The organism is Streptomyces sp. NPDC093097 (assembly GCF_044754325.1).
In the GTDB taxonomy this organism is placed as follows: Bacteria; Actinomycetota; Actinomycetes; order Streptomycetales; family Streptomycetaceae; genus Streptomyces.
In genome coordinates, this window is the sequence record NZ_JBIVOW010000013.1 from 1 (window position 1) to 23,769 (window position 23,769).

The window sequence follows — 23,769 nt, forward strand, 5'->3', positions numbered from 1 at the left end:
TGGGCGGTCCCGGAGGGCCTACCTCCATCACCAGTGCAGCATCACGTCGGAAGACTTCGTCTACATCGAAACCTCCCGTTGTGTTCGTGGCGCACCGTCGTCGGCGTATCGGGACCGGTCCGTCGTGAGCAGGACGATGTCGATGTCGGAGTCCGGGCGGGCGGCGTTGCGGGCGTAGGACCCGACGAGGGCAGGCCGACGATGTCGGGGCGGCCCGCGGCCCAGTGCGTGATGCGGGCGGTGACCTCCCGCACTTCGGCGACGCGTTCCGGAGTGGGCGCGTTCGGTTCGTCCCCTGGTTGTGCGCCGCGGTGGGTCATGCGGACTGGCTCCCGGTTGCCGGTGCCGGCCGCCCTCGGGACGGTACAGGCCCCGTGCGTGACGCTGTCAGCGCTGCTGCGGATCGACGGCCATGCCGCATCAACGGCCCTCCAGATCAACGGGTTTGGGGGTCAGCGGCCATGCGCGCGGACGCGTTTCCCTGGCGCCGCGCTACAGGCGCCAGGCACAAGAGTACGAGCTGACCGCACCCATGAGCATCAGTGGAGGTTTCGGCGGCCGATCCGCGCGCCGCCTCCCGCACAGGCCAAGTCCCTTGGCAGGTGCGGGAGGCGGGTCGCCATGGGGTCGGTCAGTTGGTGCAGGTGTCGAGCATGGAGGACAGCGCCGTCTTCTCGGCGTCGGTCGTGGTGAGCTTGAAGACGGACTTCACGTGGGTGTAGTCCTTGGCGTAGATGCACCAGTAGGCGTGGTTGGTCGGCTTCCAGTCGGCCGGGCCGCTGTCGCTCTTGGAGCTGTTGGAGGAGCCCGAGGCGATGACCAGCTGCGGGTCCTTCAGGTCGTTGCCGAACGCCTTGCGCTGGTCGGCCGTCCAGCCGTCGGCGCCGGAACGCCAGGCTTCGGCGAGCGGGACCATGTGGTCGATGGTGGCCTGGGCGACGTTGGTGACGGTGGTGTCGTCGTAGGCGGAGTACCACGAACCGCTCGACGGCTGACAGCTGCCCGGCTTGTCCTGGACGTTCTTGCCGTCACGGGCGAGAACTTCCTGACGGGTGGTGCAGCCGTCGGGCTGCTTGGCCCATATCGAGAACTTGTCGCGGGCGTAACCGTCCATGGAGTGCGGGGTGGCCACCTTCAGGGCGGCCAGCTCGGTGCGGATCGTCGACGTCGACGGCGGGGCCGGCGGTTCGGCCATCGCCGGGGCGGCGGTGAGCCCGACGAGGACCACGGCAGCGGCGGACAGTCCCAGAGCGGCGCGAGGCATCAAAGTCTCCTGGAATGTGGGGGGATTGGAGTGGGGGCACTTCGAGGAAACCGCAGGGGTCATGCCCAGCGCTACGCGCGTTGAATGGACATGACAACACCTTTCCTTGCCCATTACGTTCCCTTTAATGATGGCGTCGACACCTGAACTCCCCGTGAATACAAGGCGTCCAGCTTCTCCAGTGCGACATCGAGAACGTTCGAACGGGTGCCACGCGGCGGCAGGACGCGCGAACGGCGCTTCTGGGCATGGGACTTGAGCGAGGGAAGGGCAGGAGGCAGTGAAGCGCACCCGCTCCCGCACCGAACGGCATTGACGCTCGGTCAGCAGCACACCGTGGCCATCCCGCTGACTCGGCCGTCACTCAGAGGCGACGAGACCCCTACGAGCATCGTGGCGACCGGCCGCCACCCGCCGAGGTGACAGCGCAGCACGGCCGAAAGGGCCGACCTCAGCCGCGGGGCATCTCGTGGCGTACGTAGTGGTCGAGCCAGGTGCGCAGGGACGGGCCGAGGTCGGGGCGTTCGCAGGCGAACTGGATGGCGGTGCGGAGGCAGTTCTCCGGGTCGGCGGTGTCGTGGCGGCGGCCGGTGTGCAGCACACCGTGGACGGGGGTGCCGCTGCGGGCCATCGCGGCCAGGGCGTCGGTGAGTTGGATCTCGCCGTCGCGGCCCGGCGGGGCGGCCCGGAGGGCGGCGAACACCTCCGGGGACAGCACGTACCGGCCGATCACCGCGTAGCCGCCCGGGGCCCCGGCGGGGCGCGGCCCCTCCACGAGGTCGGCGATGGGCAGGGTGCCGTCGGTGCGGGCGCGCAGGGTGGTCGCGCGGCCGTGGGCGAAGCTCTCGTGCGGGGCGGCCGGTGTGAGGGCGAGCACGCAACCGCCGTAGCGCTGCTGGGTTTTGATCATGTCCGGGAGCAGGGGGCTGCCGGCGTCGATGAGGTCGTCGCCGAGGAGGACGGCGAAGGGTTCGTCGCCGATGTGGTGTTCGGCGCGCAGGACGGCGTGGCCGAGTCCTTGGCGGGTGTCCTGCCGGAGGTAGTGGACGGTGGCCAGGCGCTCGGGGCGCTGGAGTTCGGCCAGGAGGTGGGGGTCTCCCGTGCGGCGGAGGGCCTGTTCCAGCTCGGCGTTGCGGTCGAAGTGGTCCTCGATCGGCTGGGTGTGACGTCCGGTGATCATCAGGACGTCGCGCAGACCCGCGGCGGCGGCCTCCTCGACGACGTACTGGAGGACGGGTCTGTCGACGACGGGCAGCATGCCCTTCGGGATCGTCTTGGTCGCGGGCAGCAGGCGGGGGCCGTAACCGGCCACGGGGATGACGGCCTTGGTGAGCGGCTGCATGCGGTCTCCAGGTTCGGGGCTGCGCTGCCGGTGGGGGGTGACGGCAGGGCCGGAGTGCTCGCGCGGGCGCCGCGGAGTGGCGGCGCCGGGACACGGACGCTCGACGGCTTCGGGGGGCCGCCGCCACGTTGCCTGTCATGGGCAACGTGGGCGGCCGCCGCCGTCAGGGCCGGTCCGCCCGATGACAGTCTCCATGGGCGGGAACGTCGGTCCCCTTGTGCAGCGGCCAGTCAATGTCCCAGTCCGGCGAACCGGCGAATGGCGAGCATTTCAGGGCGGAAAGGGCGGTACCGGATAACGTGCGGGCGCGCTGGGACATTCCGTCTCCATCGATAAAGAAGCAGATGACCGGGGATGTCGCGATCCCGGTATTTGAAACGCTGACAACGTACCGAGGGCGGCGGAAGCTTGACAACGTTTGCCAAGAGGTTGGCAAATTCATGACGGCCGACATCAAGGAGATGCTGGGAAAGAGCCCGTCGACGTTTGGCAATCCGCTTGCCCGGGCAGGCAGCGGCTCACTAAACTGCCGGCAACGACCAGGTTGTTGCCCGCTCGGGGAGCTGCGCGGAGGGCGGGTGGCCTCACGTCTCAACCGAGCTGAATAGTGGGTTCACATGAGAGAACAGCCGGCTTTCGGACGGCGCCTCAAGGCGCTGCGGGCAGAGCGGGGTCTCTCCCAGTCCGCACTCGCCGGGGAGGAGATCTCCACCGGATACCTGTCGCGTCTGGAGTCCGGCGCCCGGCAACCCACGGACCGGGTGATCACCTATCTCGCCAGGCAACTCGGCGTCGAGCCCTCCGCGTTCGAGGAGTCTGTGCACACCGGCTCGCTCGCCCAGGCACTGAGCCTGGCCGTGTCCTCCGACAGCGACGAGGCGACCGAGCACCTCATCGCCGCACTCAAACGAGCCGATCAGGAAGACGCCATACAGCGTTGGCAGGCTCTCTGGCTGGTGTCCGCCCACTGGCGGCGGCGCGGTGAACGCGTCGAGGAACAGGCCTGCCTGGAAGAACTGGTGCGGATCGCCGATGAGCAGGCCCTGCCCGAACTCCAATGCCGGGCCCGCTCCCACCTGGCACGCTCGCTGCGCTCCACCGGTGAGGTGAGCCAGGCCATCAGCATTGCGGTGGAGGCCCATCGACTGGCAAAGAAGGCCCACTTGTCGGTGTCCGACACCGGGGGCGCGCTGCTGACGCTGGTGTCGGTGGAGGCCGAGGCCGGCCGGCTGCCCGACGCGCGGGCGCACGCCGACGAACTCGCCGAGCTCATGGAGGGCCGGTCCGGTGTGCTGGCCGCCGAGGCCCTGTGGTCGGTGGCCACCGTGCGCTTCCGGCAGGGCGACCACGAGACCGCCATGACGTACTTGGAACGGGCCATGCAGGAGTTGGAGAGCCGTGTCGATCTGACGCTGTGGCTCCGGCTGCGCCTGGCCGCGGCCTCCCTCTGTCTCCAGGTCGCACCGCCGCGCACGGACCGCTGTCGGGAGTACCTGGACGCGGCAGCCGGCGCCCTGACCCTGGTCGGCACGCCCGTCCTGTGTCAGGAACTGCTGACGTTGCAGACGCACTTGGCCTTCGAGGAAGGGCGGTACCCGGACGCCCGTACGGCGCTCGACGAGCTCAGCGGCCACGAGCTGCGGCTTTCCTACCGCGACCGCATCCGGCTGCACATCCTCGACTGCCGGCTGATGCTGTTGGAAGGCCACGAGGAGGAGGCCATCCGGCGGCTCAAGGAGCTGGGCGAGCAGGCCCGGCAGGAGTCCAACATCGATCTGGCCGCGGAAAGTTGGCGGATTCTCGCCGAGGCCCTGGAAGACGCGCACCGCGGCCGTCCGACGCGCCGGGCCGGGAGCCGGACCAAGCCCAAGGCCAGGGTCAAGAAGTAAGCGGCGGACGGCCGTTCGCGGCGCGACGGTGACCGCGGCCCCTTCCGCACACGCCCCTCCCGTCCGCCTCTGCGCAGTGCCCCGACCCGTATGGCGTCGGGGCTTTTCCCTATCTCCCCTGTCCCCCTTCATCGCACTGCCGTCCGGCGTCGACGCCTGGGGAAGGCGCCGTTTCCAGTCTGCTTCAGGGTGCGGTGGTGGACGCCCGTGAGGGGCACGGGAGTTGACTGCGCGGCCGACTAGTTAAGGTCACCTTTCCCGGGCCACCCTTGCCAACTTTATGCCAGCGCTGGCAACCTGTTGCCAAGCGCTCGGAGAGTGGCACAGCACCACGGTCCGCGCCGCCGGAAGCGTCGTCTGGCAGCGCATCCAGGCCACGCCACTCGGGGCCGGTCGGCGGGACCGCGGCGGACGCGCCGCGCGCTCCCCCGTGGTGCCCTGATCACCGAACCGCCCTGCCATCTGATCGGAACAGCGAGACCGCCGTCCGGGCTCCGCCCGCCCCGCACGTCCGTTCCCCCTTCTCCGCGTTTCCCCTTCAGGAGGGTTCTCATGGCCACCCCTGTTCCCCACGAGGGGCCGCCGCGCCCCTATCTCGTCAGTATCGTCCTGCCCTGCTTCAACGAGGAGGAGGTGCTGGAGCGGACGCACCGGCGCCTGACGCGTGCGGTGCGCGACCTCCCGCACGAGATCATCTACGTCGACGACGGCAGCACCGACCGGACCTGGCCGCTCATCGAGCAGCTGACCAGTGAGACGCCGACGGCCCGTGCGGTCCGTTTCAGCCGCAACTTCGGCCACCAGGCCGCCTGTCTGGCCGGTCTGCACGAGGCGGACGGGGACGCCGTCGTCCTGATCGACGCCGACCTCCAGGACCCGCCCGAGCTCATCCCGCGCATGGTCGAGCAGTGGCTCAAGGGCTCGTCGGTGGTGTCCGCGCGGCGCAGTCACCGGCAGGGCGAGACGGTGTTCAAGAAGGCCACCGCGTACGCGTACTACCGGCTGCTGGCGAGCCTGACCCAGCAGCCGGTCGCACTGGACACCGGGGACTTCCGGCTGCTGGACCGCAAGGTCGTCGACTTCGTGGGGAACCTCGGGGAGAGCGAGCTCTTCCTGCGCGGCGCCATCAGCTGGACCGGGTTCCCCGAGACCAGCATCAGCTACGAGCGGGACGCCCGCGGCGGCGGTGAGACCAAGTACACGCTGCGCAAGATGCTGGCGCTGTCCCGCAGCGGTCTGCTCGCCGGCGGGGCCGCGCTGCCGCTCCGGCTGCCCACCTACGTCGGCGTGGCGTCCCTCGCCGCGGCGGTGGGCGTCGGCGTGACCGGGCAGGGCCTGCGCCGGTCCACCTCGCTCGGCGCGTTCGGCATCCAGTCGCTGGCCTGCGGGGTGTTGGGCGAATACCTGGTCGGGGTGTTCCGCCAGGTGCAGGGCCGGCCGCCGTATCTGGTCCTGGAGCGCATCCGCAACACCGCCCGGCCCACCGACCCCACCCCGGAGCTCGTCGAGGAGTACGCATGAGCACAGACAACACGGCCACCACGGACGCCCTCGTCGTCGGCGGCGGCTTCACCGGCCTGTCCGCCGCCCTGGAGCTGGCCGAGCGGGGCCACCGCGTCCGGGTCCTGGAGAAGGAGGGTGAACTCGGCGGTCTGGCCGGCAGTTTCGACGTCGGCGGCGGTCGGCGCATCGAGCGCTTCTACCACCACTGGTTCGCCTCCGACACCGAGATCCTCGACCTCTGCGCCGAGCTGGGCGTCTCCCACGCCGTCGAACCGCATCTGACGCGCACCGGGATGTACTACGCCAACTCCATCTACCGCCTCTCCCAACCGCTGGACCTGTTGCGCTTCGCGCCCCTGTCGTTCCCCAACCGCTTACGCCTGGGCCTGCTCGCGCTGCGGGCCCAACGTGTCAAGGACTGGCGGGAGTTGGAAAACCGCACCGCCAAGGAGTGGCTGATCTCGCTCGGCGGGCGCAAGGTCTACGACGTGGTGTGGCGGCCGCTGCTGGAGGGGAAGTTCGGCCAGTACGCCGACCAGGTCGGCGCCACCTGGATGTGGACCAAGCTCCATCTGCGCGGCGGCAGCCGGACCAAGTCCGGCAGCGAGACGCTGTACTACCTCCGCGGCGGCAGCGAGACGCTGGTGAACGCGCTGCACAAGCGGCTCACCGAGCTCGGGGTGGAGATCCTCACCGGCACCGCCGCCCGCTCGCTGCTGACCGACGGCAGCCGTGTCACCGGTGTCCGCACCGAAGCGGGCGAGGTCCTCACCGCACCGCACGTGCTGGTGACCACCGCCCCCGAGCAGGCCGCCGCGCTGCTGGACCCGGTCGCCCCGGACGAGGCCGCGGTGCTCCATCCGGCCTCCCCCGCGCTCGCCCGCCAGCTGCGGAACGTGCAGTATCTGGCCAATGTCTGCCTGGTGCTGGAGAACAACCGGCCGCTGTCGGACACGTACTGGCTGAACGTCAACGACCCGTCGTTCCCCTACGTCGGCGTCATCGAGCACACCAACATGGACGCGCCGGGCCGCTACGGCGGCAAGCACATCGTCTATCTGTCGAAGTACCTGCCGGTCGACGCCGAGCTGTACCGGATGGGCGACGAGGAGGTGCTGGAGTACAGCCTCCCGCACCTGCGCACCATGTTCCCCGGCTTCGACCGCGGGTGGATCGACGACTTCCACGTGTGGCGGGCGGAGTACGCCCAGCCGGTGATCACGCCCGGCTACCGGCGGACGATGCCGCCGCTCCAGACGCAGGTGCCGGGCCTGTACCTGTCGAGCATGGCCCAGGTCTTCCCCGAGGACCGCGGCACCAACTACGCCGTGCGTGAAGGCCGCAAGGCCGGCCGGCTGATAGCCGACCGGCTGCGCACCGCTGCGGCGCGTCACGACGAGGAGAACGCCCGTGCCTGAGCTGCTCACCCTCGACCAGGCCGAGCGCCTGAGCATCGAGCAGGTCCACGACCTGTACGGCAAGTACGTCAGCCGCAGTCAGGTCTCGCTCATCGGCACCTTCGGCTTCGGCCGGGACCTGGTGGAGAGCGCCGAGGGCGCCTGGATCACGCTGCGCGACGGCCGCAGAATCCTGGACTTCACCGGCGGGGTGGGCGTCCTCAACCACGGCCACAACCATCCCAGGGTGCTGGCCGCCCGGGACCGCTACCGGGAGCGGCGCCGGATGGAGGTGCACAAGAACTACTTCTCGCCGTACGTCGCCGCGCTCAGCCACAACCTCGCCGCGCTGCTGCCGGGTGACCTGAACGTCTCCTACTTCCCCAACTCCGGTGCGGAGGCGGTCGAGGGCGCCGTCAAGCTGGCGTACAAGTACCACGGTGGCCGGCGGGGCACGGTGCTGCACACCGACATCGCCTTCCACGGCAAGCTGATGGGTGCCGGCAGCCTCACCGCCTCCCCCGAGATCCATTTCGACTTCCCGCGGATCCCGGGCACCGACTCGTTCGCCTACGCCGACCTCGAATCCTTCCGGCTGGCGCTGGAGCGGCACACCGACGGCCGGGGCCGCAGCGACGTCTACGCCGTGGTGCTGGAGCCGTTCAGCGCGTCCAGTCTGCGCGAGTGCCCGGCGGAGTTCCTGTACGAGGTCCGCCGGCTGTGCACCGAGCAGGACATCGTCCTGGTCTTCGACGAGGTCTACACCGGCTGGGGCAAGACCGGTGAGCTGTTCCACTTCATGCGCCATCCCGGGCTGGTGCCCGACGTGCTGACCACGTCGAAGTCGTTCGGCGGCGGGAAGTCCTCGATCTCCGGCTACATCACCCGCGAACCGGTCTTCCGCCGCGCCTACGACAACCTCGGCGACGCCACGCTGCACAGCACCACCTACTACGGTTTCGGCGAGGAGACCGCGACGGCGTTGGAGGCGGTCGCGGTCGCGGTGGAGGAGGACTTCCCCGGCCGGGCCCGGAAGTTGGGCGAGTTGCTGTCGGCGGGGCTGGCCGATCTCGCCGCGCGCCATTCCGGCCTGGTCGCGTCGGTGGCGGGCCAGGGCGCGTTGCACGGCGTGTATCTGCGGCAGGGGCCGTCGCTGCCCAAGGCGGTCCGGGACCTGATCCCGCTGTCGTTGGCCAAGGACCCGCAGGTGACCGCGAAGCTCCTGACCGGTGCGGTGATCGCCGCGCTCTACCGGGACCACGGCATCCTGACGTTCTTCGGCTCCAACCAGCGAATCGCGCTGATCGTCTCGCCGCCGCTGGTGGCGGGCGAGGAGGAGGTGCAGATCTTCCTGCGTGCCCTGGACGACGTGCTGGGCCGTGGGGTGCGCCGGCTGTTGACGGACTTCGTGCGGGAGAAGGTCTCCGCGGCGAAGGCGGTGCGCTGATGCGGGCCGCTCTGCGCGCCAGTGGCCTGCGGGCCTACTGGCAGCGCCAGTACCCCTGGTTGCGCGAGCCGGGTGCCATGGCCGCGGCCGAGGACCATGTCCTGGGCACCCTGGCGACCCTGTCGGCGCCGTATCGCGCCGGTTATGCGACCGCGCTGCGGCTGCTGCCGCTGGCCTTCCGGGTCGCCGCGCGCAGTTCGCTGCGCGGTGCGACGGCCGAGGAGGGCCGGCGGGGCATGCGGGCCCTGGCCGCCCTGCCCGGCTTCGCCGAGATCGTCCGGGCCAGCACCGCGCTGGCCCTCCTGGGCGCGCTCGACGGTCGCACGGACGAGGAGGAGCGAGGTGGCGCCCATGCTCACCGGTAGGCGTGCACGGACCGTGGAGGCCGATGTGGTGGTGGTCGGTTCGGGCGCCGGCGGCAGCGTCGCCGCGCTCGAACTCGCCGCCGCAGGGCGGCAGGTGACGGTCCTGGAGGAGGGACCGCGGGCCGGGACGGCGGACCTCGCGGCGGCCAGCCAGGCGGGCAACATGCGCCGGCTGTACCGCAACGGGGGTCTGACCCCGATCTTCGGCACCCCCACCATCGCCTACGGCGAGGGGCGTTGTGTGGGCGGGACGACCCTGGTCAACGGCGGTCTGCTGTGGGAGCCGCCGCCCCGGCTGCTGGCCCGTTGGGCGGCGCAGTCGGGCCTCGACGGGTACCGGGCGGAGGACCTGGAGGTCCATCTCAAGACCGTCACCACCCGGCTGAACGTGATCACCCAGCCGCACGGGGACGGCAACCGCGACTCGCAACTCCTGGCGGCGGGTGCGGAACGGCTCTCCTGGGGATGGCAGCACCCCCGCCGCGCGGTGCGCGACTGTCTGCACCGCAACCGCTGCACGACCGGCTGCACCAGCGGGGCCAAGCAGAGCATGGCGGTCAGCTACCTGCCGCAGGCCGAGGCGCTGGGGGCGGAGATCCGGCCCGATACCCGGGTGGTGCGGGTGCTGCACGACGGGCGTACCGCGCACGGGGTGCTGGCCGTCGGCCCGGACGGGGCCCGGACGGTCTACCGGGCGCGTGCGGTGTTCCTGGCGGCGGGTCCGCTGGGCACCCCCGCGCTCCTCCAGCGCAGCCGCATCCAGCACCGCACCGCGGGCCGCCGGCTCTCCCTGCATGTCAATCTGCGGACCATCGCCCGTTTCCCGGAGGAGGTGCGCGCGGACCGCGGGACCCTCTTCACCGCTCAGGTGAAGGAGTTCGGCGACCAGGGCGTGCTGATCATGCCGGCCAATGTCTCGCGCGGCAGCCTGGCCGCCGCGCTGGCCGGGCGCCCCGCGCCCGACACCCGGCGCCTGCTGGCCGACTTCGACCGTCTGGGCGTCTACACCACGCAGGTGCGGCTGCACGGCACGGCCTCGGTGCGGTCCGTCCCCGGCGGGGGTCTGCTGCTGCGCCATGCGATGAGCGCGGTGGACCACAGTGCGCTGTGCGACGCCTTCCGCAAGGGCGCTCAGGCGCTGTTCGCGGCGGGCGCGACGGATCTCACACCGCCGGTGTCCGCGTCTCCCGCGCTGCGGTCCCCCGCCGACGTCGAGGCGTTCTGCCGGCGGGTGCGCCCGCAGGACTGGGAGTTGGTCTCGGTGCACGGGATGGCGTCGGCCGCGATGGGGGCGGCCGACCGCGGCGGGGTGTGCGACGCCGACGGCCGTCCGCACGGTTTCGAGGGCCTGCGGGTGTGCGACGCCAGCGTGCTCCCGGGCGTGACGGGAATCAGCCCACAGGGCACGATCATGGCGTTCGCCCATGAGATCGTGTCCCGGTTCAACAACCGTTGAGGAAAGGCACGATGAGCGAGCTCCCGGCAACCGGCACCGCCGACGAGCGGAAGCGTGGCGCAGGGGTCACCGACCCCGCCCAAGACACCGCGCCCGCGGCCGAGTTCAAGATGTTCAGCACTGTGGCACTGGTGGCGTCCTGTGTGGGCTTCGCGCTGATCGGTGCGCTGCAGTCCTTCTACGGGCCCGCCATCCCGGCGCTGCGCGGCACGTTCGGCCTGACGCCGTCGGCGGCCGGACTGGGTCTGAGCGCCCACTTCATCGGCGGGGTGTGCGGGGTGCTCGCCTTCAACCGCGTGCACGGCAGGGTCGGCAACCGCGCCCTGTTGGGGGCCTCGTACCTGCTGATGGCCCTCGGCACCGTCGGCTTCGCGCTGGCCCCGTCCTGGCCGGTGGCGCTGGCCGCCGCGCTGGGCGCCGGACTCGGCTTCGGCGGTATCGACTACGGCCTCAACCAGCTCTTCGCGGTGGGTTTCGGCCGTCGCAGCACGGCGATGCTCAACGTGCTGAACGCCTTCTTCGGCATCGGCGCGGTCGGCGGTCCGATCGTCATCGGTGCCGTCGGTCCGCACCGCTACCCGTTCGTCTTCGGGGTGTTCGGGGTGGCGTCGGCGCTGCTGCTGCTCTTCCTCAAGGGCGTCAGCAACACCGACCCGCCCCGGGCCGCGGACTCCGCCGGGTCCGGGGCGGGTGGGTCGGCGCCGCTGGGCCGCTCGCTGGCGCTGATGATGGCGGCGTTCGTGACGCTGTACGTGCTGCACGTCGGCGTGGAGGCCGGGGTGGGCGGCTGGGAGCCGACGCACCTGGAGACGATCGGCTTCGGCGCGGGCTTCGCCGCCTCGGCCACCTCGGTGTACTGGCTGATGATGACGGTGGGCCGCTTCCTGGTCGTGCCGCTGACTCTCCGGTACTCGGAACCGGCCATCGTCATCGTCAGCTGCGCCGGTATGGCGGTCTGCCTGGCCGCGGCCGGTGTCCCGGCGCTCGCCCCGTACATGTACGCCGGGGTCGGCCTGTTCATCGCCCCGATCTTCCCGACCGGTCTGCCGTGGCTGACCCGCACCGTCCCCACCGCGCGCCGCGCCGGTGCCTATGTCATCGCCGCCTCGATGGTCGGCGGTGTCGCGGCGGGGCCCGCGCTCGGCGGTGTGATCCAGGGTGCCGGGGTGCGGGCCGTGCCCCTGGTGCTCTGTGTGATCTCCGTGCTCTGCCTCGCCGCGGCGGTCGGCATCCACCGCGCGACCCGCGGCGCCGGACGCTCGCATACGGCGCTCTGAGGCCGGCGCGCCCCAACGGCCGGTCCCCTGGCGTCTGTTCCGGGGGCCGGCCCTCAGGTGGCGTGCCATCCGGTCCAGCGGGTCACCGCCACCTCCACCACGGGTCCTTCCGGCGGACGGCCCGCGTACTGCGTCCGGTATTTCTCCGTCAGCAGCCGCACGTACCCGGCCGATCTCTCCGCCTCGTCGGCCGGCGGCAGCACGGTGGCCGTGCCGTCGGCCCGCGCCCACCACAGGCGGTCCCAGTCCTCGTCGTAGTCGTCGGCGAGGAGGCTGACCTCGGGGTGGGCGGCGATGTTGGCCAGTCGTCTGAGCGCGGTGGTCCGCTTGGGTTTGTGGTCGACGGCGAAGGCGAGGGTGTCGCCGGTGACGACGAACACCACCGGCACCAGATGGGGGCGGCCGTCGGCGTCGACGGTGGCGAGGCGGGCGACCCGGGATCGCGCGAAGCGCCGCCGGGCCCGCTCGTGCGTCATCAGCGGCACGGCTCCCCCGCCCGCCTCGCCGGAAGCGCCCCGCGTTCCCGGCGAACCCGCAGTGGTGTCGATGCCCCGAACGTCACGGCGGCTCCTTCGTCTCCGGCTTCTCCTCGGCCGCGGCGCGCGGCCCTTTCTGCGGAGGTACCCCGGCCGTCCCCGAGGCAACAGTCCGTCCCGCCAACCGGGCGAAGCACCACTCAGATGCCCTCACCGAAGCGGTCGTTGGTGTGCGCGTCGGCCTGCCTGGTCTGTTCTCAAGTCCCTGTCAGTGCCTGCGGATAGGCTGGCGGCGTAAACCAATTGAAAGGGACACAACCATGAAAAACCGTCTCAGACGGAGTGCGGCGACGCTTGCCGGGTTCGTGCTCGCGAGCACCGGCCTGGCGACCGTGAACGCCGCTTCCGCAGCCGCGGACGCGTATGCCTGCCCGGCGGGCTACTTCTGCGGCTGGTCCGGCGAGAACGCGACCGGGCAGATGTACAAGACGAACAAGAGCGTCGCGGACCTGGGCAGCTGGGACAACAAGATCCACACGTACGTCAACCGGACGTCGTCGATCGCCTGCGTCTACGAGGACAAGAACTATGTGGCGTGGGGCGGCTACTTCCCCCAGCGTCCCAACAGCGCCGGCGAATACAGTTCGTCCCCGACGGCGACGACCAGCTCGATCAAGTTCGTCCCCACCGCACGCGAATGCAGCCAGCCCGCGTACCCCCTCTGGTTCTCCGAGACCTCTCCCAAGGCCATGGGTTTCGGTGACATGAACGGTGACCGCAAGGCCGACGTGGTCGTCCGCGACACCGCCGGGCGGCTCTGGCTGAGTTCGGGCGACGGCACCGGCCGCCTCATAGGCACCGGCGGTTGGAACGGCATGAACGCCCTGACCCGGCACGGCGACTTCACCGGTGACGGCCGCGAGGACCTCATCGCCCGCGAGGCGTCCACCGGCAAACTGTGGCTCTACCCCGGCACGGGCAACGGCCCCCTCGGCACCCGCAAGCTGATCGGCACGGGTGGCTGGAACGGCATGAGCAACATCACCGCCTTCGGTGACCTGACGGGTGACGGCCGTTCCGACCTGATCGCCGTCGAGAAGTCCACGGGCAAACTGTGGCTGTACCCCGGCACCTCGGCCGGCACGCTCGGCTCGCGCAAACTCCTCGGCACGGGCGGCTGGAACGGCATGAACGCGCTCGTCGGAGTCGGCGACGTGGACGGTGACGGCCGCCCTGACCTCTATGCCCGCGAGGCGTCCACCGGCAAGCTCTGGCTCTACCCGGGCCGTGCCACCGCCCTCGGAGGCCGTGTCCTGGTCGGCTCGGGCGGCTGGAACACCATGGCCGACCTCATCGCGAACGGTGACTCTTCCGGCGACGGCCGCCCCGACCTCATCACCGTGACCAACGAGAAGTACGTGATCGACGGCTACGCCGGCAACCCCGGCTGGCTGGTCACCTACCGCGGCCTGGGCAATGGCCTGTTGTCGCGCGGTGAGCGCACCAACGGCGAGTGGTGGGAGCTCAACGGCTTCTGCTAGACCGCCCCCCTGGCCCCGCCGCTGACGGCGAGTGCACCGAGGCCGGACGGCAGGTCGGCCAGGGGCGCCAAGGCGTGGGCGAAGAGCTGGAGGCGGGCCGGTCCGGCCCAGGCGCCCTTGACGGTGAGGTCGCCGATCTCGGTGCGAACCAAATTGAATACCCGCAGGTCACCGTCGCAACCGGGGCGATCTTGACGGCGTAGGCGGGCACGGTGAGCTGTGCGCGGGCCTGCGCCGGGTCGAGCGGCTCTCACGTGTAGGGCATGGTCGCGGTGGCCACGCGCCGGGTGCCGTCGTCCAGGGTGCCGACGAGGGCGCCGCCGTCCGCGAAGAGGGCGGGGCTGCCGGCGGTCTCGGGCTACGCGCTCAGCTCCCGACCGGCGGCGGTGGCCCGAAGTGGTCCAGGTACATGGTGTGCAGGTATTCGCCGTGTTCGGCGCCGTGGCGGACGGCTATGGCCTGCCCGCACTCCAGATGGGCGACGCCGAGGGCTTCGCCCCCTGCGTCGCCCTCTTCGAGGGCCTGACCGCCCAACGGCTCATCCACGGCGCCGCGCACCACACCGAGGACCTGGTCCGGCGGGTCATCCACGCGCCCACCAGCCCCGAACACCCCACCACGGCGGCGCCCGGCGAAGGGTCCGGCGGGATGACTCCCCGGCGCAGTGACCAGCCACCTACCGGCAGAGGCGCCGAAGGACGATGCTTGCGGGCATGCCTCTCCTCACCACCGCACTCCATGACCTCCTTCCCGTGGAACACCCCGTCGTCCTGGCCCCCATGGGCGGGGTCGCCGGCGGTGCCCTGGCGGCGGCGGTGTCGAACGCCGGCGGTCTGGGCATGGTCGGCGGCGCGCGAGGCGAGCCGGACTGGCTGGCGCGCGAACTCGCCCTGGTCCGGCGGGAGACCACCCGACCCTGGGGCGTCGGCTTCCTCACCTGGGCCATCGGCCCGGAACCGCTGGCGTACGCGTTGGAGCAGGGCCCGGCCGCCGTGATGCTCTCCTTCGGGGACCCCGCCCCGTTCGCGGACCAGGTGCGCGAGGCGGGCGCCCTGCTGATGGTGCAGGTGACCAGCCTCGACGAGGCCCAACGGGCCCTGGACGTCGGCGCGGACGTGATCATCGCCCAGGGGACCGAGGCGGGCGGGCACGGCGGTCGGCGGGCGACGCTGCCCCTGGTCCCCGCGGTGGTGGACCTCGCCGGACCGGTCCCCGTGCTCGCCGCCGGCGGCATCGCCGACGGCCGAGGGCTGGCGGCGGCGCTGGCGCTGGGGGCAGCCGGCGCCCTGATCGGCACGCGTTTCCAAGCCAGTTGCGAGGCGCTGCTCGCGCCCGGCGTCGGCGCCGCCCTGATCCGGGCGCGCGGGGAGGAGACCGAACGCAACCGGGTGCTCGACATCGCGCGGGAGGCGGGCTGGCCCGAGCGGTACACCGCCCGGACACTGCGCAACGGCTATCTCGACGCATGGCGCGACCGGGAGGACGAACTGCGCACGGACGCCGGCGCCAAGCGGCGCTATCGGGACGCCGCCGAGCAGGGCGACCTCGATGTCGTCCCGGTCTGGGCCGGCGAGGCCGTCGGCCTCGTCACGGACCTCCAGCCCGCCGCCCGGCTGGTCGCCACGCTCATGGCCGAAGCCGAGGCCACCCTCGACCGCCTGAGCCGAACGCGCAACCGCGCGCACACCACCGACACCCCCTGACGCCCCGCCCCACACCCCTCCCACCACACCCACCACCAAGTCGTCCTCTCGGTACCAGGGTTGAGGCCCCCGCGCCCCACGCCCCGCCGCGGCCGCCAGCCGGCGCATTCTCGGGCGAACACGCCGGGGCGCACGACACGTTCACAAGCGCACAACCGTTTAAGCTTTTATCAACGCAAGAGAGCGGTTCCCCCGACGGAACCGCCGCAGTTCTCCGCGTTTCACGAGAGGGGCTCCAGATGCACACGATGGAGGAGCGTCCGCCGACACCCCGCCGTTTCCCGAACCCATGGCGCCGCTACGGCCGCCTCGTCGCCACCAACTTCCTACGCGGCGCGTCCTATGCGCTGGGCACCGCGGTCATCGGCTTCGCGATGTGGTGGGCCCAGAACCGCTAGGTCGCCTCGCCCCGCTCACCTGCTCGCTCCCGGCCACCCCCGAGCGGACCCACCGCTCCTGCCGCACGCCAGGAAGCCGTCACGCAGACGACGGGCAGCGAGAGACCGCCGAACCATGCCAACGGACTTTTCCGTGCTGACTTCTTCTCGTCAGTTCGCTTCCGGAAGAGCCTGCTTGAGGAGAACCTCTGCTGCCGCCCGCGCGTGCCGGCCGTAGTCCGCTTCACCCAGCACCATGGCGCGACTGGCCGCGCCATCCGCGAGGGTGACCAGTTGCTCGGCGAGTGCGGCGGGTTGGCGGCAGCCCATCACCGTCACGAGGCCGGCGACCAGCCGCACCATCCGCAGTTTCTGTTCGCGGGCGTAGGAGTGGACCGCGCTCCGAGGATCGGGGAACTCCGCGGCGGCGTCGATGAACGGGCACCCGCGCACCGGATCCTGCTCCGGTGCGGGTTGGTCGAACATCCGGAGGATGCGCTCCCCCGGGGGGACGTCCTCGCGGGCCAGCACGCTCTCCAGGGTGGCCCCCGAGGTCGCGAGGTCCTGGAGGTGGGCGACGACCAGGTCGCTCTTGGTGCGGAAGTGCGCGTAGAGCGTGCGCTTGGAGACGGGCGCCTCCTCCGCGACCTGTTCCATGCCGGTCGCATTGATGCCCTGAGCCGCGAACAGCCGGGCGGCGGCGGCCAGGATGCGCTCCCGCCCGCCACGTCCCCGCCCGTGAGGAGTCGCCGTCACCGTATCCATGGACGAAGTATACGTTCGCGTTTACTCCAGAGGCATGACCTACTAGGATTCCCCTGCAAGTAAACGACACCGTTTACATTGGCCACCTCAAGGAGCACCCCATGAGCGAGTCGATCTCCAACGAACTGAGCGGCTGCGCGGAGAAGTTAATACGCGGCCGTCACGCGACCCGTGCGTTCCGCCCGGAAGCCGTGCCCGAGGGCACGATGCGCGCAGTCTTCTCACTGGCCGGCGCCGCGCCCTCCAACTCCAACACCCAGCCCTGGCAGGTGGAGGTGGTGAGCGGTGCGGCGCGTGAGCGTCTGGCGAATGCCTTGCGGGCAGCCCACGCCGAGAAGCGCACCTCGGTGGACTTCCCCTATTCCGAGGACATGTACGCGCAGGTGCACCAGGCACGCCGGGCGGCCTTCGGAGCCGAGCTGTACGGAGCGCTGGGCATCGACCGTGACGATCACACGGCACGCGCGGCCTATGACGCGGAGAGCCTGCGTTTCTACGGCGCACCACACGCCGCATTCCTCTTCGTCAATGGTGACGGCGGGGCACGGCTGGCCGCGGACGTCGGCGCCTACCTACAAACACTGCTCCTGGCGATGACCGCGTACGGCGTGGACAGCTGCCCGCAGGGCCTGCTGAGCTTCTACGCCGACACCGTCCGCGCCGAACTCGGCGTCACCGAAGGAAGGCTGCTCGTGGGAATCTCCTTCGGCTACGCCGATGAGACCGCGCCGGTGAACCGTGTCACGACCGGGCGGGCCGCACTGGAGTCGACCACGACATTCCATGGCTGATGACGTTCGTTCGGCTCAGCGGGCGGACCAGGGGAAGACACCCGCCATGTGGAGTCCTGCCGGGCAGATGGTCGGGCTCTTCTCGTCACGCGTGGCGACGCCGCCGCACCACGTGACGTAGTTGATGCTCGCTCGGCGGTGTTGCGCTGTTACGACAGCCCTGCCGCAGGTGCCACCGTCTGCGCGCCGTCGAATACGTCACGCGCCTCCCTGCCGGGTGGTTTAGCTCAAGTCTCCTGCGGGCTCCGCCCGATGAGGTGGGCGATCAGCGCCTCTGGACGGCACCTGCCCGTGAACGTCGCATGGTCCCGCGCATGGCATTTCGGCAGCTGTCCGGAAGTGCCCGTGTCCCACCTGTCCTCGAAGGAGACTGAAGTGAGCACAGCACGGAGTTCTCGGCGCCTCTGCCTGCGGATCCTGGCCCTGGCAGCCGGCGCAGTCGCGGCCTTCCAGATCGCTGGCGCAGCTTCGTCCCAGGCTGCCGCACCGCACGCCCTCACTCGCGCCACTCCCCCTTCCGTACGGGCCGGAGAAGTCATCGCCTGTGAAAAAGTAGATGCGGACCTGCCCAACCTCTCCGTGTGGCAGTGCAACAGCGACCGATGGGGCCCGATCTCCGACTTCGTCGTCGTGACACGCGGCAGCAACGCCTCGTACTTCTGCCAGACCGGCTGGAGCGAAGGCTCGCCGTGGCTGCAAGGCCGGGACTGTCGGCGGATCCCTTCCGGAGGCTGACCGCCGCCACGACCGCCGCGGCTTCCTGACAGTGTCGGCTCCTGAAGTCGGAACGCGACGGTCCGGCGGCGTGAATCTCGTCCCGGCCGCCGTCGGCAGGCTGCGACGGCGGCCGGGGCACCGCACGGACGTCGAACTACGGGCCGTTGCAGGCTCCTTGGAGTCATACGGCGGGAACTCCCCTCCCCCGCACGGGAATCGCAGCCCGCCGGGCCACCGCCATGCGGCAGAATCGACGCATGCTGACTGTGGGTTCCGTTGTGTTGGGTGTTGCGAACGTACGCCGTGCGGCCGCGTTCTGGACCCAGGCGCTGGGGTACGTCCCGCGCGAGGAGATGACAGACGACTGGGTGGTGCTGGTGCCGGCCCAAGGCACCGGCGTCCAACTGTCGCTCGGCCTGAGCGAGACACCTGTGCAGGAGGTTCCGCGGGTCCACCTCGATCTGTATGCCGGGGACGCGGACGATCAGGCCGCCGAGGTCGAGCGCCTGGTCTCCCTGGGCGCCCGGCACGTGGACTGGGAGCACTATCCGGACGACGCCGACTTCGTCGTCCTGGCCGACACCGAGGGCAACCGCTTCTGCGTCATCGACACCGGCCGGGACTGACGCCGCCCTGCCGCGCGCCACCGACTCCGCCGTTGAACAGACACGCCTCCCCCTGCCTTGTATGGCATTTGCGTGATTGTGCCGATAGATACAAATGTCCCGCTACTACGCAATCGCCCTTACTTGCATGCTTTGCTGCGTCGAGTACCCCGCGTGATCCGGTGTTCGTACGAGCGATCAAGTGGGTCTCCCCCGCCCCAGGACTCATCTGCCTGGGGCGAGCCCCTGGGAGCCGCCTCTCACGACATGTCGCGGAGCGGTCTGCCCGGAACCTGGTTGGCAGCAGAGAGAGGGTGGAACGTGTACGAAGAGGGAACCCGTCCGACGGGTCACAGCGGGGGTGTTGACGTGCCGGCGCCGCGGAAGCGGCAGTGGGCACGACGGGCGTACAGGGCGGGAGTGCTGGTCGCGGCGACGCTGCTGGGGCCATCGTTGCCGGGCACCGCTGCCACAGCGACCCAGGTCCCGGCAGTGAATGACACCCAGTGCATTCGGGAGGGGAATGCGACGCTCAATCCGAGATTCTACTGGCGGAACGCGCTGGGGGCCCGGCTGGGCGAGGGGACGATCCACGAATCCTCGTCGCCGAACCCGTTCGGTGGGCAGATCGCGCCGGGGACGGTGTTCACGTTCAACTGGCGTCCGGAGACCACGCGGAACCCTGTGGGGTCTCAGTATCACGTCCACCGGGTCAATCTGGCGTCGATCATGGCGGTGGCCGACGTGGAGTCGGTGACAGGGCCGGGCAGCCTGAACGGGACGACGCTGAGCGCGCAGGAGACGCCACCGGCGAAGCTGGGGAACACCCAGGTGCGGTTCCGGATCAGGCCAGGGACGGAGGGACGGACGGCCACTCTGTCATTGGCTGACCACAGCCTTACGACGAAGTGGCTGTTCGTCAACATCAACAACCTCTGGGAGAACTCCGGAAGCATCTCCTTCGTCGTCGCCAGCCGCGCCGCTCTCGGCTGCCAGACCTCTTAGGTTCTCGCGCAGCGTCAGAGGTCCCGGCGGGCACGACGACCGCTCGCGTGCCGTGCCCGCCGGCACCAAAGCCTCGCTTCTTCGGGTGTGACCGTTCGTTGGCCCGTGCATATCCGATCCGGCCGAGCGGTGGGTGCCGGACGAGTTGTACGTGCCGTTCCCGCGCCCAGCCACCAGCAGCCCCTCACGACTGCCCGCTCCACCATCGGGTTGGTCGTCGATCACAGCGCGGCTCGGTACGCCTCCAGGCGGTCCGCCAGTTCCTCCGGGTGACCGAGCATGGGGCAGTGGTCGCCCGGCATCTCGTCCGGCTGGAAGCCGAGCCGCTCGGTGACCGTCCTTCGCATGAACTCGGCGGGGAAGAAGCGGTCGTCGGACGACATCAGGAACCTGGTCGGCACCTTCGGCCACTCGGCCAGCGGCCACGGCTTGCCGAACGGCGCCGGAGTCTGATTCCGCTGGTGCTCCGCCAGGAACTCGGCGGCCAGGGCGGCCGGGGTGTCGTGCAGCACAAGGGAGAGCGCGTCCTCTTCGGTCCCCTCCGCGACGCCCCTGCGGCGGTCGGATTCCTGCCGCGCCGGCCCGTAACCGGTGTTGTCCCACCACTGCCCCGGTGACTCACCCGGGGCCGGAACCTGGGCCTGAAGCATGACCAGCAGGTCCGCCGATACCCGGTCGCACACCAACGGACCGGTAAAACCGCCGAACGAGTGGGCGACGACGACGAGATCGGTCCGGTCGCCGATCGCCTCGACCACCGTGTCCGCATACTCCGCGAGCCCGGCCGACTCGTCATCACAGGGCAGGTCTGGCGCAACCACCTCGTGGCCTCGGTCCCGCAACTCGCCGGCCAGCGGCCCCCAGTACCACGCATCAACAGCAGCGGCATGGACCAATACATAGGTCGCCATGGAACAGTACCCTCCACCAACGGTTGCTTCCTGCACTGCGCGCGAGTCTACGTATCGTCTCGCTTCTGAGCCGTGGAGAGACGTGAAGTCCTTGGCAGGACGAGTCCGTCAAGATGCCCTCTGCAGCGGCGAGTTGGCCACCTGGACCGGCGCCTGCCACATGCGCGGCCAACCACCGGTGAGGTCGCCGACAAGGCGGGAGTGAGCGTCCGGGCGCTGCGCTACTACGAGGAACAAGGTCTGCTTCAGGCGTCCCGCAGCCCCGGCTGCCAGCGGCATTACCCCGACACCGCCGTGGGACGAGTCCGGCTGATCCAACAGCTGTATGCCGCGGGCCTCCCGAGCAGAGTGGTCCGCCAGGTGCTGCCGTGCGTGGACTCGGGTGAAGCGTCCCCGGCGCTCTTGGGCCGACTGGAGGCCGAGCGTGTCCGCATCGACCAGCGGATCGCCGACCTGCTCGCTGTGCGCGACCGGCTCGACGACGTGATCACCATCACGCGGGCCCCTGATTCCGACTGCTCCCATCTGCAGTGAACGCCGGATGCCCTCGCGAGGCGCGCCATAACTTCCATGTTATGGCCAAGAGTTAGTACTCCGTTCATCAAACGCTAGGCGAGTATGACCGTGTTCATGACGAACCGCCCCTCGTACCGGGCGTTCGCCGTGGGCGCGGCCCATGGGGCCATCGACCCCGCACACGCACGTCCCAGGTGGCGTGCCTTACGGATCGAGGAACCTTGCGTATATCGAAGCTCGTGCCCGCTCTCGCCGCCGCAGCGGTCGCCGTCCTCGCACTTGTCACCCCCGCCGCCAGCGCGGCGCCGGTCTCCCCCGGCACCCCGGGGCCGCGCCCCATCATCGGTGGGCAGTACGCAAACAGCGGCCCCTGGGCCGCCCGGCTGTACTCGAACGGCCAGGAGACCTGTTGGGCCACGATCATCGCCCCGACCTGGATCCTCACCGCCAAGCACTGCGTCGCCGGCGGTGCGCTGTCGTTCCGCATCGGGAGCCTGGACCAGTACAGCGGCGGTGTCGCGGCCAACGGCGTGCAGACCTACACCAGCGGGCCGGACCTGGCGCTCGTCCGTCTCGACCGTTCCGTGTCCACGACCTAGGCCACCCTCGGGCAGCCCGGCTCGGTGAGCGTCGGGCAGAACGTGCAGGTCTACGGCTGGGGTGCCACCTCCCAGTGCGGTTCGGAGATCAACTGCCAGTCCCGCTACCTGAAGTACGCCAACGTCACCGTCAGCGGCGGCTGCACCGACGCCTACGGCGGCTCCGCGATCTGCGCCTACCGGGGCGACGGCATCACCGCCGGTGGCGACTCCGGCGGCCCGATGATGGCGAACGGTGTCCAGGTCGGCGTCGCCTCCACCAGCGACCGCCAGACGAGCACGGCGTACAGCAATGTGACGGCGTACCGCTCCTGGATCCGGTCGATCGCGGGTGTCTGACCCCGTACTGCCGCTCGGCGGGTAGCGGGGCCCTCATCGCGACGCGGTGAGGGCCCCTGTCGCCGCCCGACAACTCCCGGCCCCTGCACCGCCGGAACGCCTGCGGCCCCCGGCGGCGAGCGTCGGCGCGCCGTTCCTGCCGGTCGGACCTCGCACGGATTCAGCCAGGTACAGGGCGTTCCTGCCGGAGGACGACGCACCGGGACCCAACACCTGAACTTTCAAGAACTACTTGTCCGATGTCTCTGTATTGCGCAAGCTCCCTTCATGGAACTGGAGTTGAGACATCTGAGGATCCTCCGCGCGATCGCTGACGCGGGCAGTCTGACCAGAGCGGCGACGACGCTCGGGCTCGCGCAGCCCGCGCTCAGCGCGCAGCTCAGACGGATCGAGCGAGCCTTCGGCGGCGTGCTGTTCGAGCGTGGACGGTACGGCGTACGGGCCACGGCGCTCGGCGAACTCGTGCTGGAGCGCACCCGGGTCGTGCTGCCGGCGGTGAGCGAACTCCAGCGGGAGGCCGCCCGGTTCGCCCGCGCCAGGCGGGAGGCCGAGCGGCTGCGGCTGGGCGCGACACACGGTCCGCTGCTGGGCGCGCTGGTGGACCGGCTCGCCGACGCCGCCCCGGACACCACGGTGACGACCTATGTCTCCTGGTCCGAGCGCGAGCTCGCCGAGCTACTGGCCGAAGGGCGCCTGGACTTCACGCTCGCCGGGGCCTGCGGGTCCGCGCCGCCACCCGGCATCCCTCACCTCGCCTGGCGAGATATCGCCGTCGAACCGGTCTTCGTCATACTCACCGACAGCCATCCGCTCGCCCGCGACCGGGAGGTCGACCTGGCCGCCCTGGCGGAGGAGACGTGGGCGTGCGTACCGGGCGACGGCTGTTTCGGGGACTGTTTCACCGTCGCCTGCGCCCGGGCCGGTTTCAGCCCCCGCCGCATGTACGAGACGGACACCGCCTCCTGCGCGCACCTGGTGCAGGTGGGCCGCGCGGTGGGCTTGTGCCGGGCCACCTTCCCGCCGACGCCCGGCCTGACCACCCGTCCCCTCGCCGGTACGCCACTGCACTGGCGGCACTTGCTGGGCTGGCACCCGGCGAACCAGCGGCCCGACACCGCGGCGACGATGCTGGCGCAGGCCCTGCGCGCGCACGCGCGCACGGCGGCGCACTGCGACACCTACACGGACTGGCGGGCCCGGGCGGGTCGGGAGACCCGGCCGTCCACCTACTGCGCCATTGCGCTGGAGGAGGGGCCGTGCGACGTCCGCGGCGACCGGCGGCGCCGAACGACGCCCGTCCCCGCGGATCTGCACGACCATCCGGCCTCGGAGGGCGCGTGCCAGCTGCCCGTACGGCGTCATGTCAGCTATGAGTCCCCGTAGTTGTGGCACCGGTGACGCACCACGGCGCGGCGTCGCCGGCCGTACTCTGGCGTGAATCTGCAGCAGGCGGCGACCACCGGGCTCATTTCGCTCCATAACGC

General features: G+C 70.6%; 23 protein-coding genes and 1 pseudogene. 16 read left to right on the plus strand and 8 right to left on the minus strand.

The genetic code is table 11. The annotated features are described in order from the left end of the window. Positions 1–60: 60 nt before the first annotated feature. The 3 genes from ACIQE0_RS22045 to ACIQE0_RS22055 form a co-directional block, all read right to left on the minus strand. A complete protein-coding gene (locus tag ACIQE0_RS22045) occupies positions 61–369 on the minus strand; it encodes a nucleotidyltransferase domain-containing protein (RefSeq protein ID WP_402335318.1) in 309 nt (102 codons plus the stop codon). A 262-nt stretch (positions 370–631) separates the two neighbouring features. Then, entirely contained in the window at positions 632–1,264 is a 633-nt protein-coding gene (locus ACIQE0_RS22050; protein WP_402334771.1) for a DUF1524 domain-containing protein, read from the minus strand. Between the two features lie 451 nt (positions 1,265–1,715). Continuing rightward, on the minus strand, positions 1,716–2,606 hold the full coding sequence (locus ACIQE0_RS22055) for a UTP--glucose-1-phosphate uridylyltransferase (RefSeq protein ID WP_402334773.1): 891 nt from the start codon (positions 2,604–2,606) through the stop codon (positions 1,716–1,718). A 617-nt stretch (positions 2,607–3,223) separates the two neighbouring features. Here ACIQE0_RS22055 and ACIQE0_RS22060 point away from each other — a divergent pair. The 7 genes from ACIQE0_RS22060 to ACIQE0_RS22090 all read left to right on the plus strand — a co-directional run bounded on the left by ACIQE0_RS22060 (position 3,224) and on the right by ACIQE0_RS22090 (position 11,940). Then, positions 3,224–4,495, plus strand: a complete 1,272-nt coding sequence (locus tag ACIQE0_RS22060) for a helix-turn-helix domain-containing protein (RefSeq protein ID WP_366329671.1) — start codon at positions 3,224–3,226, stop codon at positions 4,493–4,495. A 552-nt stretch (positions 4,496–5,047) separates the two neighbouring features. Further along, the gene (locus tag ACIQE0_RS22065; RefSeq protein WP_366329670.1) at positions 5,048–6,016 is read left to right on the plus strand and encodes a glycosyltransferase family 2 protein; all 969 of its coding nucleotides are present in this window, start codon (positions 5,048–5,050) and stop codon (positions 6,014–6,016) included. Further along, positions 6,013–7,416, plus strand: coding sequence for an NAD(P)/FAD-dependent oxidoreductase (locus ACIQE0_RS22070; protein WP_366329669.1), 1,404 nt, complete (start codon positions 6,013–6,015; stop codon positions 7,414–7,416). The genes ACIQE0_RS22065 and ACIQE0_RS22070 overlap by 4 nt, the downstream gene beginning before the upstream one ends. After that, entirely contained in the window at positions 7,409–8,842 is a 1,434-nt protein-coding gene (locus tag ACIQE0_RS22075) for an aminotransferase class III-fold pyridoxal phosphate-dependent enzyme (protein ID WP_366329668.1), read from the plus strand. Before ACIQE0_RS22070 ends, ACIQE0_RS22075 begins: the two co-directional genes overlap by 8 nt. Further along, a complete protein-coding gene (locus tag ACIQE0_RS22080) occupies positions 8,842–9,207 on the plus strand; it encodes a hypothetical protein (RefSeq protein WP_366329667.1) in 366 nt (121 codons plus the stop codon). The genes ACIQE0_RS22075 and ACIQE0_RS22080 overlap by 1 nt, the downstream gene beginning before the upstream one ends. Beyond that, positions 9,194–10,663: an FAD-dependent oxidoreductase gene (locus ACIQE0_RS22085; RefSeq protein WP_402334780.1), complete on the plus strand. Its 1,470-nt coding sequence runs from the start codon at positions 9,194–9,196 to the stop codon at positions 10,661–10,663. The genes ACIQE0_RS22080 and ACIQE0_RS22085 overlap by 14 nt, the downstream gene beginning before the upstream one ends. Before the next feature lie 110 nt (positions 10,664–10,773). After that, a complete protein-coding gene (locus ACIQE0_RS22090; RefSeq protein WP_366329779.1) occupies positions 10,774–11,940 on the plus strand; it encodes an MFS transporter in 1,167 nt (388 codons plus the stop codon). Positions 11,941–11,993: 53 nt separating this feature from the next. Here ACIQE0_RS22090 and ACIQE0_RS22095 read toward each other — a convergent pair whose 3' ends face one another. Beyond that, positions 11,994–12,416 carry a TIGR03668 family PPOX class F420-dependent oxidoreductase gene (locus tag ACIQE0_RS22095; RefSeq protein WP_402334783.1) on the minus strand — a complete coding sequence of 141 codons (423 nt, stop codon included), beginning with the start codon at positions 12,414–12,416 and terminating at the stop codon, positions 11,994–11,996. 320 nt (positions 12,417–12,736) lie between these two features. Between ACIQE0_RS22095 and ACIQE0_RS22100 the strand changes: the two genes are divergently transcribed. Next, complete coding sequence (locus ACIQE0_RS22100) at positions 12,737–13,957, plus strand: FG-GAP-like repeat-containing protein (RefSeq protein ID WP_402334786.1); 1,221 nt, start codon at positions 12,737–12,739, stop codon at positions 13,955–13,957. On the opposite strand, the gene ACIQE0_RS22105 is transcribed toward ACIQE0_RS22100, so the two are convergent. After that, entirely contained in the window at positions 13,954–14,109 is a 156-nt protein-coding gene (locus tag ACIQE0_RS22105) for a hypothetical protein (protein ID WP_402334789.1), read from the minus strand. The genes ACIQE0_RS22100 and ACIQE0_RS22105 overlap by 4 nt on opposite strands. Before the next feature lie 214 nt (positions 14,110–14,323). Next, a complete protein-coding gene (locus ACIQE0_RS22110; RefSeq protein ID WP_402334791.1) occupies positions 14,324–14,548 on the minus strand; it encodes a hypothetical protein in 225 nt (74 codons plus the stop codon). Positions 14,549–14,670: 122 nt separating this feature from the next. Here ACIQE0_RS22110 and ACIQE0_RS22115 point away from each other — a divergent pair, with 122 nt between their 5' ends. Both ACIQE0_RS22115 and ACIQE0_RS22120 read left to right on the plus strand, forming a co-directional pair. Next, a complete protein-coding gene (locus ACIQE0_RS22115; protein WP_402334794.1) occupies positions 14,671–15,660 on the plus strand; it encodes an NAD(P)H-dependent flavin oxidoreductase in 990 nt (329 codons plus the stop codon). A 239-nt stretch (positions 15,661–15,899) separates the two neighbouring features. Beyond that, on the plus strand, positions 15,900–16,058 hold the full coding sequence (locus tag ACIQE0_RS22120) for a hypothetical protein (protein WP_366329660.1): 159 nt from the start codon (positions 15,900–15,902) through the stop codon (positions 16,056–16,058). Between the two features lie 150 nt (positions 16,059–16,208). Here ACIQE0_RS22120 and ACIQE0_RS22125 read toward each other — a convergent pair whose 3' ends face one another. Continuing rightward, the gene (locus tag ACIQE0_RS22125; protein ID WP_402334798.1) at positions 16,209–16,802 is read right to left on the minus strand and encodes a TetR/AcrR family transcriptional regulator; all 594 of its coding nucleotides are present in this window, start codon (positions 16,800–16,802) and stop codon (positions 16,209–16,211) included. A gap of 101 nt (positions 16,803–16,903) precedes the next feature. Here ACIQE0_RS22125 and ACIQE0_RS22130 point away from each other — a divergent pair, with 101 nt between their 5' ends. The 3 genes from ACIQE0_RS22130 to ACIQE0_RS22140 all read left to right on the plus strand — a co-directional run bounded on the left by ACIQE0_RS22130 (position 16,904) and on the right by ACIQE0_RS22140 (position 19,920). Then, positions 16,904–17,593 carry a nitroreductase family protein gene (locus tag ACIQE0_RS22130; RefSeq protein ID WP_402334801.1) on the plus strand — a complete coding sequence of 230 codons (690 nt, stop codon included), beginning with the start codon at positions 16,904–16,906 and terminating at the stop codon, positions 17,591–17,593. Between the two features lie 974 nt (positions 17,594–18,567). Continuing rightward, on the plus strand, positions 18,568–18,936 hold the full coding sequence (locus ACIQE0_RS22135; RefSeq protein WP_402334804.1) for a VOC family protein: 369 nt from the start codon (positions 18,568–18,570) through the stop codon (positions 18,934–18,936). Positions 18,937–19,335: 399 nt separating this feature from the next. Further along, positions 19,336–19,920, plus strand: a complete 585-nt coding sequence (locus tag ACIQE0_RS22140) for a hypothetical protein (protein ID WP_366329656.1) — start codon at positions 19,336–19,338, stop codon at positions 19,918–19,920. Between the two features lie 221 nt (positions 19,921–20,141). Here the strand turns inward: ACIQE0_RS22140 and ACIQE0_RS22145 are convergent, their stop codons facing one another. After that, positions 20,142–20,831 carry an alpha/beta fold hydrolase gene (locus tag ACIQE0_RS22145; RefSeq protein WP_402334807.1) on the minus strand — a complete coding sequence of 230 codons (690 nt, stop codon included), beginning with the start codon at positions 20,829–20,831 and terminating at the stop codon, positions 20,142–20,144. A gap of 153 nt (positions 20,832–20,984) precedes the next feature. Between ACIQE0_RS22145 and ACIQE0_RS22150 the strand changes: the two genes are divergently transcribed. The 3 genes and pseudogenes from ACIQE0_RS22150 to ACIQE0_RS22160 all read left to right on the plus strand — a co-directional run bounded on the left by ACIQE0_RS22150 (position 20,985) and on the right by ACIQE0_RS22160 (position 23,668). Beyond that, positions 20,985–21,365, plus strand: a complete 381-nt coding sequence (locus tag ACIQE0_RS22150; RefSeq protein ID WP_402335321.1) for a MerR family transcriptional regulator — start codon at positions 20,985–20,987, stop codon at positions 21,363–21,365. A 203-nt stretch (positions 21,366–21,568) separates the two neighbouring features. Next, a pseudogene (locus ACIQE0_RS22155) lies at positions 21,569–22,285 on the plus strand (S1 family peptidase). A 267-nt stretch (positions 22,286–22,552) separates the two neighbouring features. Then, complete coding sequence (locus ACIQE0_RS22160) at positions 22,553–23,668, plus strand: LysR family transcriptional regulator (protein WP_402334809.1); 1,116 nt, start codon at positions 22,553–22,555, stop codon at positions 23,666–23,668. The last annotated feature ends 101 nt before the right edge of the window (positions 23,669–23,769 follow it).